Source organism: Kitasatospora sp. HPM-01-4 (assembly GCF_051374625.1).
In the GTDB taxonomy this organism is placed as follows: domain Bacteria; phylum Actinomycetota; class Actinomycetes; order Streptomycetales; family Streptomycetaceae; genus Kitasatospora.
This window is the reverse complement of the sequence record NZ_JBPQGP010000005.1, coordinates 3,052,127-3,065,186: the sequence shown is the minus strand read 5'-3', so window position 1 is coordinate 3,065,186 and position 13,060 is coordinate 3,052,127. Positions and strand designations below refer to the sequence as shown.

At 71.0% G+C, this 13,060-nt stretch carries 7 protein-coding genes; all 7 read left to right on the top strand.

Annotated features, from left to right (window positions below; translation table 11 throughout):
• Positions 1-249: 249 nt before the first annotated feature.
• Positions 250-4,896: a HAMP domain-containing protein gene (locus tag ACSMTC_RS12975; RefSeq protein WP_436559839.1), complete on the top strand. Its 4,647-nt coding sequence runs from the start codon at positions 250-252 to the stop codon at positions 4,894-4,896.
• 485 nt (positions 4,897-5,381) lie between these two features.
• Positions 5,382-6,017, top strand: coding sequence for a response regulator (locus tag ACSMTC_RS12970; RefSeq protein ID WP_436564669.1), 636 nt, complete (start codon positions 5,382-5,384; stop codon positions 6,015-6,017).
• Between the two features lie 217 nt (positions 6,018-6,234).
• A complete protein-coding gene (locus ACSMTC_RS12965; RefSeq protein ID WP_436559838.1) occupies positions 6,235-8,949 on the top strand; it encodes a DNA translocase FtsK in 2,715 nt (904 codons plus the stop codon).
• Positions 8,950-9,158: 209 nt separating this feature from the next.
• Entirely contained in the window at positions 9,159-10,064 is a 906-nt protein-coding gene (locus ACSMTC_RS12960) for a helix-turn-helix domain-containing protein (protein WP_436559837.1), read from the top strand.
• Positions 10,065-10,136: 72 nt separating this feature from the next.
• Positions 10,137-11,633: a 30S ribosomal protein S12 methylthiotransferase RimO gene (gene rimO / locus ACSMTC_RS12955; protein WP_436559836.1), complete on the top strand. Its 1,497-nt coding sequence runs from the start codon at positions 10,137-10,139 to the stop codon at positions 11,631-11,633.
• The gene (pgsA, locus tag ACSMTC_RS12950; protein ID WP_436559835.1) at positions 11,630-12,268 is read left to right on the top strand and encodes a CDP-diacylglycerol--glycerol-3-phosphate 3-phosphatidyltransferase; all 639 of its coding nucleotides are present in this window, start codon (positions 11,630-11,632) and stop codon (positions 12,266-12,268) included. The genes rimO and pgsA overlap by 4 nt, the downstream gene beginning before the upstream one ends.
• Positions 12,265-12,789, top strand: a complete 525-nt coding sequence (locus tag ACSMTC_RS12945) for a CinA family protein (protein WP_436559834.1) — start codon at positions 12,265-12,267, stop codon at positions 12,787-12,789. The genes pgsA and ACSMTC_RS12945 overlap by 4 nt, the downstream gene beginning before the upstream one ends.
• Positions 12,790-13,060 lie beyond the last annotated feature (271 nt).

Genomic DNA, 13,060 nt, shown 5'->3' with positions numbered 1-13,060 from the left:
CCGGGGCGTCGAAACAGGCACCTGAGGGTGATTCTGGCCACCACTTTGTTCCCGCCGGGTGGAGACCCTGTGCAACGGGCCGGACACGGAGCGCCGGTGCTGCCAGACTGGGGGATCCGCGGCAGGCGGCGACGCAGTACGGTCGGTGGGGTGCGTCGGTGGCTGTTCCGCAGCGGCCGGGGCGGTGTTCGGGGGCGGGTGGTGCCCGCTTCCGATCGGACTTGAGCAGTCACGATGTGGGAGGGCCCGTTGAGTTCGGCCACCAAGGACGTACCCGGTACGACTCCGGCGACCGCGCGCGGTGGCCGGGCCACGCAGGCACGCGGCGGCCAGGGGCGGCGTCCGAGCCACAACCGGGGGGCCGAGCCCGCGGATCTGCGCAAGCTGCTGGCGGCGCTGACGGCGATGCGGGACGGCAACTTCCGGCGCCGGCTGACCGTCCCCGGGGACGGGCCGCTGGCCGAGATCGCGGCGGTGTTCAACGAGGTCGCCGAGCGCAACCAGCACCTGACCGGTGAACTGGCCCGGGTCCGGCGGGCGGTGGGCCGGGAGGGGCGGCTCTCCGAGCGGCTGGAGAGCGGGGTCGGCGAGGGCGCCTGGATGGCGGCGGTCGACAACTGCAACGCGCTGATCGACGACCTGGCACGGCCGATGGCCGAGGTGGGCCGGGTGCTCTCCTCGATCGCCGAGGGCGACCTGGACCAGCGGATGGAGCTGCGCTCGGTCCACATGAACGGGGTGAGCCACCCGCTGCGCGGGGAGTTCCTGAAGGTCGGCCGGACCGTGAACGGACTGGTGGACCAGCTCTCGGAGTTCACCGACGAGGTGACCAGGGTCGCCCTCGAGGTGGGCACCGAGGGCAAGCTCGGCGGCCAGGCCCGGGTGCGCGGGATGTCGGGCAGCTGGAAGGACCTGGCGGACTCGGTCAACACCATGGCCGGCCGGCTGACGGCGCAGGTGCGCAACATCGCCGAGGTGACCACGGCGGTGGCCAAGGGCGACCTGTCGCACAAGGTCACGGTGGACGTGGCCGGCGAGATGCTGGAGCTGAAGAACACCGTCAACACGATGGTGGACCAGCTCAACTCCTTTGCCGCGCAGGTCACCAGGGTGGCCAGGGACGTGGGTACCGAGGGCCGCCTCGGCGGTCAGGCACAGGTGCCGGGCGTCGCCGGGGTGTGGCGTGACCTCACCGACTCGGTGAACTTCATGGCCAACAACCTGACGGCGCAGGTGCGCAACATCGCCGAGGTGACCACGGCGGTGGCCAAGGGCGACCTGTCGCGCAAGATCGAGGTCGATGCCAGGGGCGAGATCCTGGAGTTGAAGAACACCATCAACACCATGGTCGACCAGCTCTCCGGCTTCGCCGAGCAGGTGACCAGGGTGGCGCGTGCGGTGGGCACCGAGGGCATCCTCGGGGGTCAGGCGCAGGTGCCGGGCGTCGCGGGGGTCTGGAAGGACCTGACCGAGAACGTCAACTCGATGGCCAACAACCTCACCAACCAGGTGCGCAACATCGCCCAGGTGACCACGGCGGTGGCCAAGGGCGACCTGTCGCAGAAGATCCAGGTGGACGCCAGGGGCGAGATCCTGGAGCTGAAGAACACCATCAACACCATGGTCGACCAGCTCGGTGCCTTCGCCGACGAGGTCACCAGAGTCGCCCGGGACGTCGGCACCGAGGGCATCCTCGGTGGCCAGGCGAGCGTGCCGGGGGTGTCCGGTACCTGGAAGGACCTGACCAACAGCGTCAACTTCATGGCGTCCAACCTGACCAGTCAGGTGCGGAACATCGCAGAGGTGACCACCGCGGTGGCCCGCGGCGACGTCTCGAAGAAGATCACCGTCGATGCGCGCGGCGAGATCCGCGAGCTGGTGATGACCGTCAACACCATGGTGGACCAGCTGTCGGCGTTCGCGGACGAGGTCACCAGGGTGGCCCGCGAGGTGGGTACCGAGGGGATCCTGGGCGGTCAGGCCCGGGTGAGCGGAGTCTCCGGTATCTGGCGGGACCTGACCGACAACGTCAACTTCATGGCCTCCAACCTGACCAGCCAGGTGCGGAACATCGCCGAGGTCGCCTCCGCGGTGGCCCGGGGCGACCTCTCCAAGAAGATCACCATCGAGGCGCAGGGCGAAGTCGCCGCCCTGGCGGGCACCTTGAACACCATGGTGGACCAGCTGTCCGCCTTCGCCGTCGAAGTGACCAGGGTGGCCCGCGAGGTGGGCACCGACGGCATCCTGGGCGGCCAGGCCGGCGTCCCCGGTGTGGCCGGCATCTGGAAGGACCTGACCGACAACGTCAACCAGATGGCCAACAACCTGACCGGGCAGGTCCGCAACATCGCCCTGGTCATCACCGCGGTCGCGCGCGGTGACCTCTCGCAGAAGATCGACGTGGACGCCCGCGGCGAGATGCTGGGACTCAAGACCAGCATCAACACCATGGTCGACCAGCTGGGGGCGTTCGCCGACGAGGTCACCCGGGTCGCCCGCGAGGTGGGTACCGACGGCCGGCTCGGCGGGCAGGCCAGGGTGCCCGGAGTGGACGGCACCTGGCAGGACCTCACCGAGTCGGTGAACGAGCTCGCCAACAACCTGACCAGGCAGGTGCGTGCGATCGCCCAGGTCGCCACCGCGGTGACCAGGGGCGACCTGAGCCTCAAGGTCGACGTCGACGCGTCCGGCGAGATCGAGGAGCTCAAGGACAACATCAACCAGATGATCGCCAACCTGCGCGACACCACCCGTGCCAACCAGGAGCAGGACTGGCTCAAGACCAACCTGGCCCGGATCTCCGGCCTGCTCCAGGGCCGCCGGGACCTGGAGGCCGTCGCCTCGCTGATCATGAACGAGCTGACCCCGGTGGTCTCCGCCCAGCACGGCGCCTTCTTCCTCGCTCAGCCCGCCGGACGCACCGCGGAGCTGATCACCGAGGACGACGACGAGAACGACACCGTGCTGCGCCTGATCGGCAGTTACGGCTACCAGCGCCGTGCGATGCCGACCACCTTCCGGCCCGGTGAGGGGCTGGTCGGCCAGGTGGCGGTGGAGAAGCGCTCGATCATCCTGAGGGAGACCCCGCCCGGCTATCTGAAGATCGCCTCCGGACTCGGCGAGGCCAGCCCGGCCCATGTGGTGGTGCTCCCGGTGATGTTCGAGGGCCGGCTGCTCGGCGTGATCGAGCTGGCCACCTTCAGCTCCTTCACCACCGTCGCACTGGACTTCCTCAACCAGATCGCCGACCTGATCGGCGTCACCGTCAACACCATCAGCGTCAACACCAAGACCGAGGGCCTGCTGCTGGAGTCCCAGCGGCTCACCGCCGAACTCTCCATGCGTTCCGCCGAGTTGGAGGCCCGCCAGGAGGAGCTGGAGCGCACCAACGAGGAGCTGCAGGAGAAGGCCGAGCAACTCGCCCAGCAGAACCGCGACATCGAGATCAAGAACGGCGAGATCGAGGAGGCCAGGCAGGTCCTGGAGGAGCGCGCCGAACAGCTCGCGCTCGCCTCGCGCTACAAGAGCGAGTTCCTCGCCAACATGTCGCACGAGCTGCGCACCCCGCTCAACTCGCTGCTGATCCTGGCCAAGCTGCTCTCCGACAACAACGAGGGCAACCTCACCCCGAAGCAGGTCGAGTTCGCCGAGACCATCCACGGCGCGGGCTCCGACCTGCTCCAGCTGATCAACGACATCCTCGACCTCTCCAAGGTCGAGGCGGGCAAGATGGACGTCCGCCCGGCCAGGATCGCCCTGGTCCAGCTGGTCGACTACGTCGAGGCCGCCTTCCGCCCGCTCACCGTGGGCAAGAGCCTGGACTTCGCGGTGGTGGTCGCCCCCGACATCCCGGCCACCCTGCACACCGACGAGCAGCGGCTCCAGCAGGTACTGCGCAACCTGCTCTCCAACGCCTTCAAGTTCACCGAGTCCGGCGCCGTCGAACTGCGGATCCGCCGTGCGGGCGGTGCCCCGCAGCACGTCCGGGAGCAACTGCTGGAGAGCGGCTCGATCACCGACCCCGACGAGACGCTGATCGCCTTCTCGGTCTCCGACACCGGGATCGGCATCCCGGACAACAAGCTGCGGGAGATCTTCGAGGCCTTCAAGCAGGCCGACGGCGGCACCAGCCGCAAGTACGGCGGCACCGGACTCGGACTCTCCATCAGCCGGGAGATCGCCCGCCTGCTCGGCGGCGAGATCCACGCCGAGAGCGAACTGGGCCAGGGTTCCACCTTCACCCTCTACCTCCCGCTGCGCAGCGAGGCACCCGGCCCGATGGTCACGCTGGAGCGGCAGCCGTCACCGCAGCTGCGGGCCAGTGTCGCGGTGACCCCCGCGGGCACCCCGGTGCCGGTGGGGGAGAACCCGGCGGAGCACTGGGCGCAGGAGGTCCGCGAGCTGGCGCAGGAGCGGCGCCGGGGCGAGGCCGAGCGGCGCCGGGCGGCCGAGGAGGCGGCCGGCCAGGGCGGGGAGGCGGCCGGGCGGCCGAACGCCGCCGAGCAGTTCCAGGGCCGCTTCGACGGCCAGCGGGTCCTGATCGTGGACGACGACGTCCGCAATGTCTTCGCCCTCACCAGCGTGCTGGAGCAGTACGGGCTGACGGTGCTGTACGCGGAGAACGGACGGGCCGGCCTGGAGGTGCTGGAGCAGCACGATGACGTGGCACTGGTCCTGATGGACATCATGATGCCGGAGATGGACGGCTATGCGACCACCGAGGCGATCCGGCGGATGCCCCAGTTCTCCGGCCTGCCGATCATCGCGCTGACCGCGAAGGCGATGAAGGGGGACAAGGAGAAGAGCCTGGAGGCGGGAGCCAGCGACCACGTCACCAAGCCGGTGGAGACCGATCACCTGCTGGCGGTCATGCGCCAGTGGCTGTCCGGCAAGTAGTCGCCACGGCGCGGGGAAGCCGGATCGGGCGCCGGTGCGTCTGAGTGTGTACGTGAGTCGAAGGGGGCGTGCCCCTTCGCGAGCCGAAGGGCGTGCCGGTGCCGGGGAGACGACCGAGGGACGCGGGAGCGGGGCCCCTCCCTGCCCGAAGGCGGGCGGGGAGGGCGAGCGTCGGCTCCGGATCGGAGCGCCCGGACGCGGGCAGGGGTAGCAGCGGCCAAAAATATGGGGAATTCAGGTTTCCGGCCGGGCTGGCGGGTTGAGCCGGGAACCCGGTAAGGTCACCCATCACTGCGAACAGTGACCGAATGGTGACAAGTCGCGTTTTCGGGCCGGTCGTGGCCCGGAGTGTCTCCACGAAGTCTGCGGGCCGCATTTGCGCACAGCGATGTGGCGGGCGAGGGGGTGCGGCTAGCATGACCGGGGCAGTGGTGGGCGGCACGCGGGTGTCTTCCCTCGGAAAACAACCGGCAGGAGGGCGGGTCCTGGTGCAGAAGGCGAAGATCCTCCTGGTCGACGACCGGCCGGAGAACCTGCTCGCGCTGGAGGCGATCCTCTCCGCGCTGGACCAGACCCTGGTTCGTGCCTCGTCGGGGGAGGAAGCGCTGAAGGCGCTGCTCACCGACGACTTCGCGGTGATCCTGCTGGATGTCCAGATGCCGGGCATGGACGGCTTCGAGACCGCCTCCCACATCAAGCGCCGGGAGCGCACCAGGGACATCCCGATCATCTTCCTGACCGCGATCAACCACGGCCCGCACCACACCTTCCGGGGCTACGCGGCCGGTGCGGTGGACTACATCTCCAAGCCCTTCGACCCGTGGGTGCTGCGCGCCAAGGTCTCCGTCTTCGTGGACCTCTACACCAAGAACTGCCAGCTCAAGGAGCAGGCGGCGCTGCTGCGGCTGCAGTTGGAGGCGGGCGAGCAGCCGGCCATCGGCAGCATGCTGCTCGGCGAGCTGTCCGCGCGGCTGGCCTCGGTGGAGGAGCAGGCGGAGGCGCTCACCAAGCAGCTGGCGGGGTCCAGCGAGGCGGGCGCGGCGGTCACGGCGGCACATCTGGAGCGCAAGCTCACCAGTCTGCGCCAGGCGCTCGAAGCCCTGCGCCCAGGCGCGAACTGAACCTCGCGCGCCTGTGCGCGCTCCCGGCGCAGACAGCGGCGCGGAACCATGCGGCGTTCGGCGTCGACGACGTCGCGCGACCGGGTGGCTCCCGGGGTGTGCCCAGCGGCCCACCCGCCGGTCCTTGCCCGGGATACCAGTGCCTGACGGGGCGTCGGCGACACGTGGCGATCGGTCACATGTGCACGGAAGACGGGCCCCGGTAGGCTGCTGACCCATGGCCACACGTACGCCCGGCAGCGCCGCACGAAACTCCAAACCCGGGCCGGCCAAGCAGGCCTCCACCGCCAAGCCCGCCGCCAAGAAGCCCGTGGCGAAGAAGGCCGCCGCCAAGAAGACCGCAGCCGCCGGACCGTCGGCCAAGCGGACCCCGGCGAAGCGGACCGCGGCCAGGAGCGCCACCAGGCCTCCGGTGTCCTCGCCGCCGCGCCAGCCGATACTCTTCCGGGCCGTCCGAGCGGTCTGGCTGGGCATGGCGCACAGTGTCGGCGCGGTCTTCCGGGGCTTCGGCGACGGCGCCAAGAACCTCCACCCCGACCACCGCAAGGACGGGGTGGCGCTGCTGCTGCTCTCGCTGTCCCTGGTCACGGCGGCCGGTACCTGGTTCAGCCCGCAGGGCTGGCTGGGCGAGGCGGCCACCGACGTGGTGTCGGGGCTGTTCGGCCGGCTCGACGTGCTGATGCCGCTGCTGCTGGCGGTCCTGGCGGTCCGTATGATGCGCCACCCCGGGGTGCCGGAGGCCAACGGCCGGGTCGCGATCGGGCTGAGCGCGCTGATCGTCGGCATTCTCGGCCTGGTGCACATCGGCTGCGGTGCGCCCGGGATGTCCTTGGGCGCGACCCGGATACGGCACGCCGGCGGCATCATCGGCTGGGCGGTGTCGACACCGATGATGGCCGCCGCCGGACCGCCGCTCGCCGTGCCGCTGCTGCTGCTGCTCGCCTTCTTCGGCCTGCTGGTGGTCACCGCCACCCCCGTCAACCGCATCCCCGAGCGGCTGCGCCTGCTCGGCGAGCGCCTGGGCGTCGTCGAGCCGCCGTACCACGCCGAGGACGACGAGGCGTACGGGCACGAGTACTCCAACGAGCCGCCCGAGGATGCCGACCCCGACGCGCTGCCGTTCACCGTCGAGAACGCGGACTCCCCCGAGGACGAGGTGGCGGCCCGGCGCCGCCGCCGGCGCAGGAAGACGGACGAGGCCGAGCCGGCCGCCGAGGCCCCCGACGCCTTCGCCGCGGAGCCGTTCGCGACCAGGGATATCGCCGCAGGCGTGGCCGCCGAGCTGGGCAGCGCCCTGGCGCACGGGGTGCCCGCCTCGCCCGCGGTGGCCGGCATCATGCACCAGGTCCAGGACCGCACCGCCCCGCCGGAGGAGCCCGCGGTCCCGCCCGCCCGTGCCGCGGACCGGGTCGACCTGTCCAAGCACACGGAGGATCCGGTCCGGATGGAGCAGCTCCAGCTGCCCGGCGGCGGTACGTACCAGCTGCCGCCGCTGGACCTGCTGGAGTACGGCGCGCCCGCCAAGGCCCGCAGTGCGCTCAACGACGAGGTGGTGGCCCAGCTCAGCGGCGTCTTCGCCGAGTTCAAGGTGGACGCCAAGGTCACCGGCTTCACCCGCGGCCCGACGGTCACCCGCTACGAGGTCGAGCTCGGCCCCGCCGTGAAGGTCGAGCGGATCACCGCGCTGGCCAAGAACATCGCGTACGCGGTGGCCAGCCCGGACGTGCGGATCATCAGCCCGATTCCCGGCAAGTCGGCGGTCGGCGTGGAGATCCCCAACCGGGACCGGGAGATGGTCAACCTCGGCGACCTGCTGCGCTCGCGCAGCGCCGCCGAGGACGAGCACCCGATGGTGGTCGGCATGGGCAAGGACGTCGAGGGCCACACCGTGCTGGCCAACCTCGCCAAGATGCCGCACATCCTGGTGGCCGGCGCGACCGGCGCGGGCAAGTCCTCGTGCATCAACTGCCTGATCACCTCGGTGCTGGCCCGGGCCACCCCGGACGAGGTCAAGATGGTCCTGGTCGACCCCAAGCGGGTCGAGCTGACGGCCTACGAGGGCATCCCGCACCTGATCACGCCGATCATCACCAACCCCAAGAAGGCCGCCGAGGCCCTCCAGTGGGTGGTCCGTGAGATGGACGCGCGCTACGACGACCTGGCGGCCTTCGGCTTCCGGCACGTGGACGACTTCAACGCGGCGATCCGGGCGGGCAAGGTCGCCCCGCCGCTGGGCAGTGAGCGGGAGCTGAAGCCGTACCCGTACCTGCTGGTGATCGTCGACGAGCTGGCCGACCTGATGATGGTCGCCCCGCGCGACGTCGAGGACTCGGTGGTCCGGATCACCCAGCTCGCCCGCGCGGCCGGTATCCATCTGGTGCTGGCCACCCAGCGGCCCTCGGTGGACGTGGTCACCGGTCTGATCAAGGCCAACGTCCCGAGCCGGCTGGCCTTCGCCACCTCGGCGATGGCCGACTCCCGGGTCATCCTGGACCAGCCGGGTGCCGAGAAGCTGATCGGCAAGGGCGACGCGCTCTTCCTGCCGATGGGCGCGAGCAAGCCCGTCCGGATGCAGGGCGCCTTCGTCACCGAGGCCGAGATCGCCAAGCTGGTCCAGCACTGCAAGGACCAGCTGGCCGCGGCCTACCGGGACGACGTGACGGTCGGCGGCGGGCCGAAGAAGGAGGTCGACGAGGAGATCGGCGACGACCTGGAGCTGCTGATCCAGGCGGCCGAGCTGGTGGTCTCCACCCAGTTCGGCTCGACCTCGATGCTCCAGCGCAAGCTGCGGGTCGGCTTCGCCAAGGCGGGCCGGCTGATGGACCTCATGGAGTCGCGCGGCATCGTCGGGCCGAGCGAGGGGTCCAAGGCCCGCGACGTGCTGGTCAAGCCGGACGAGCTGGACGCCGTCATCCTCACCATCCGAGGCTGACGACGGCCGGGCCTCACTCGTTCGGAGGAAGCGGGTGAGGCCCGGCGGGCGGGAAACCACCGGCCGGGCCGGTCCGTTCCCCGGGAAGGGAAGTCCGGTGCGCCCGCCGGTTGACCGCATGTCAGCGCGGACCGGAAACAGGGGGCGCATTCGGGTCCGTTCCGCTTGAGAAAGGCTCCGTCCCCGCCCCTAGACTGTCTTCTCAGCAGATGGCCAACGCTCGAAAGGCGCGCCCAGTGACCATCGGCAAGTCCTCCCGCCGCGCGAAGCGCCGGTCCTCCGCCGGCCCCTCGGGGGCCCCTTCGGAGCAGCAGTTGCCCGTCGAGCCCGCCGCCGAGGCGGAGAGCATCGGCCGGGTGCTCATCGCCGCCCGACTGGCGGCCGGGATGACGGTCGATCAGGTGAGTGCCGGTACCCGGGTCCGGGTGCCGATCGTGCACGCCATCGAGGACGACGACTTCAGCCGCTGCGGCGGCGACTTCTACGCCCGCGGCCACATCAGGTCGATCGCCCGGGCGGTCGGTGCCGACGGTGAGTGGCTGGTCGCCAGGTACGACGCCGCGCACGGCGGTGCGCCCGGGGCGCGGCGCGCCACCCGGCTGCTGGACACCGGACCGATCAAGGTCAACGACCACCGCCGCCCGAACTGGACGGCCGCGATGACGGTCGCGATCCTCGTGGTGGTCGTGCTGATCGGCTACAACCTGTTCGCCGGCAAGCCGAGCCGCCCGACGGCCGGATCCCCGCGCTCCACCACGGCCCCGGCCGCCTCCCAGTCCAGTGCCGTCCAGCCGCCCGCCCCCGCGCCGAGCACCGCGGCGTCGAGCGCGGGCGCGATCGCCGCGGCCCCCGCCGACAAGGTCACGGTCAAGCTGGTCGCGGAGAAGGACACCAGCTGGGTCTCGGCGACGGACAGCACCGGCAAGTCGCTCTTCCAGAACAACCTGGACCAGGGCACCGACCAGACCTTCACCGACCCCAAGCAGATCAAGCTGGTGATCGGCAACGCGGCCGCCGTACACGTGTACGTCAACGGCAAGGACCTCGGCCCGGCGGGCGCGGACGGCCAGGTGGTGCACCTCACGTACACCCCGGGGGACCCGCAGGCGGGCTGAGCGGAGCCGTCATTCGGGGCGCGTGACCTCCGGGGCGAACGGCACCGGAGGTCGCGCGTTAATCTTGGCCCTATGCCTGAACGCCGCACAGTCGCCCTTGTCACGCTCGGATGCGCCCGCAACGAGGTGGACTCCGAGGAACTCGCCGGGCGACTGGAGGCCGATGGCTGGCAGTTGGTCGACGACGCCGCCGAAGCCGATGTCGCCGTGGTCAACACCTGCGGGTTCGTCGAGGCCGCCAAGAAGGACTCCGTCGACGCCCTGCTGGAGGCCAACGACCTCAAGGGGCACGGCCGCACCCAGGCCGTCGTCGCGGTCGGCTGCATGGCCGAGCGCTACGGCAAGGAGCTCGCCGACGCGCTGCCCGAGGCGGACGGCGTGCTCGGCTTCGACGACTACACCAACATCTCCGACCGCCTGCAGACCATCCTCTCCGGCGGCCACCACGCCTCCCACCTCCCGCGCGACCGCCGCAAGCTGCTCCCGCTGACCCCGGTCGAGCGCCAGGCGGCCGCCGCCGAGGTCGCCCTGCCGGGCCACGGCGCCCCCGAGGACCTGCCCGAGGGCGTGGCCCCGGCCTCCGGCCCCCGCACGCTGCGCAAGCGGCTGGACGACAGCCCGGTGGCCTCGATCAAGCTCGCCTCCGGCTGTGACCGGCGCTGCTCCTTCTGCGCCATCCCGGCGTTCCGCGGCTCCTTCATCTCCCGGCGCCCCTCCGACGTGCTGAACGAGGCCGTCTGGCTGGCCGGTCAGGGCGTCCGCGAGGTGGTCCTGGTCAGCGAGAACAACACCTCGTACGGCAAGGACCTCGGCGACATCCGCCTGCTGGAGACGCTGCTGACCGAGATCGCCGCCGTCGAGGGCATCGAGCGGGTCCGGGTCAGCTACCTGCAGCCCGCCGAGATGCGGCCCGGCCTGATCGACGCGATGACCGGAACCGACGGGGTCGTCCCGTACTTCGACCTGTCCTTCCAGCACTCGGCCCCGGCGGTGCTGCGCCGGATGCGCCGCTTCGGCAGCACCGACCAGTTCCTGGACCTGCTGAAGACCATCCGGGACAAGGCCCCGCAGGCCGGCGCCCGGTCCAACTTCATCGTCGGCTTCCCCGGTGAGACCGAGGAGGACTTCGCCGAGCTGGAACGGTTCATCACGCACGCCGGGCTGGACGCGATCGGCGTCTTCGGCTACTCCGACGAGGACGGCACCGAGGCCGCCTCCTACGACGGCAAGCTGCCCGAGGACGTGATCGCCGAGCGTCTGGCCAAGCTCTCCCGGCTCGCCGAGGAGATGACCGCGCAGCGCGCCGAGCAGCGGATCGGCACCGAGGTCGTGGTGCTGGTCGAGTCCGTCGAGGACGGCGTGGTCGAGGGCCGGGCGGCCCACCAGGCCCCCGAGACCGACGGCCTGACCACCCTGCTGGGCGCCGAGCACGTCGAGGTCGGCGAGTACCACCGCGCCGTCGTGGTCGCCACCGAGGGCGTCGACCTGGTCGCGGAGCTGATTCCGGCACACGCGGAGGACGCGGCGGACGCAGCCGGCACCGCGGACGACGCCGGGGCCGAGGCATGACCCAGGGGCCGGGCGCCCCGGCAGCGCCGCACCCGGGCCGCCCGGGGGCGGCGCTGCCGCCGCAGCCGGGCCTCTGGAACATCGCCAACGTACTGACGATGGTCCGGCTGCTGCTGGTGCCGGTGTTCGTGGCGCTGCTCTTCGCGGCGGGCGGCCATGACCCCAAGTGGCGCTCGGTCGCCTGGGCCTCGTTCGCCGTCGCGATGATCACCGATCTGTTCGACGGGGAACTGGCCCGCCGCAAGGGTCTGGTGACCGACTTCGGCAAGATCGCCGACCCGATCGCCGACAAGGCGATCATGGGCTCCGCGCTGATCGGCCTCTCCGTCCTCGGCGACCTCTACTGGTGGGTCACCGTGGTCATCCTGGCCCGCGAGCTCGGCATCACCCTGCTCCGCTTCTGGGTGATCCGCTACGGCGTCATCCCCGCCAGCCGGGGAGGCAAGCTGAAGACCCTCACCCAGGGCATCGCGGTCGGCATGTACGTGCTGGTGCTCACCGGCTGGCTGGCCACCGGGCGGGCCGTGCTGATGGGCCTCGCCGTCGTGCTCACCGTCGGTACCGGGATCGACTACATCGGACAGGCGATCCGGCTGCGCCGTGAGGGCATGGCCAGGGAACGGGCCGAGCGGTGAACGACACCACCCCGACGGACCGCACGGCGGCTCCGGCGCACGCACTGGCGGAGCGGGTGCACGCCGCACTGCGCGGGCGCGGTGCCACGCTGGCCGTCGCGGAGTCGCTGACCGGCGGACTCCTGGCGGCGGCGCTGGTGGACGTCCCCGGCGCCTCCAGGACCTTCCGGGGCTCGGTCACGGCGTACGCCACCGATCTGAAGGCGTCCGTTCTCGGGGTGGACGAGGGGCTGCTGGCCGTCCACGGGCCGGTCCACCCCGTGGTGGCCCGGCAGATGGCCGACGGCGTCCGCAGACTGCTCGGCGCCACCTACGGACTGGCCACCACCGGTGTGGCCGGACCCGATCCGCAGGACGGCCAGGAGGTCGGCACGGTACACCTCGCACTGGCCGGACCGGAGGGAACCTTCGTGGTCTCGCCCCGGCTGTCGGGTACACGTGACACAATCCGTGCCGATGCGGTGGCGGCCGCGCTGGAGTTGCTCAGCGACCGGGTGGCGGCTGAAGCCCCGTCGCACTGAGTCCACCGGCTGTTTTCCCGAATCGGCACCGAACTGGCTGTCAGAGCTGGAGGATCGTGTTACACCAGATGGCCTGGCTGGGCAGAAACCAGGTAGCCGGCAAGTCGCGTGGCCTCGACTGCGGGCCGACAGCGGGCGCGCGGACGGTCCGGGCGGGGAACAAACAGGGGAGGGGACAGCCTTGCAGCCCAGAGTGAACACGACCATGGTCCCCGCACGCGATGCGGACAAGGCGGTACGGTGGGGTCGTGACATCTCGATCCGCAGTCCG

Bases quoted from the DNA above. Each gene is read 5' to 3' on its own strand.
- rimO (WP_436559836.1), top strand. From the start codon at position 10,137: ATGCCTGAACGCCGCACAGTCGCCCTTGTCACGCTCGGATGCGCCCGC.
- ACSMTC_RS12960 (WP_436559837.1), top strand. From the start codon at position 9,159: ATGGCCAACGCTCGAAAGGCGCGCCCAGTGACCATCGGCAAGTCCTCC.
- pgsA (WP_436559835.1), top strand. From the start codon at position 11,630: ATGACCCAGGGGCCGGGCGCCCCGGCAGCGCCGCACCCGGGCCGCCCG.
- ACSMTC_RS12965 (WP_436559838.1), top strand. From the start codon at position 6,235: ATGGCCACACGTACGCCCGGCAGCGCCGCACGAAACTCCAAACCCGGG.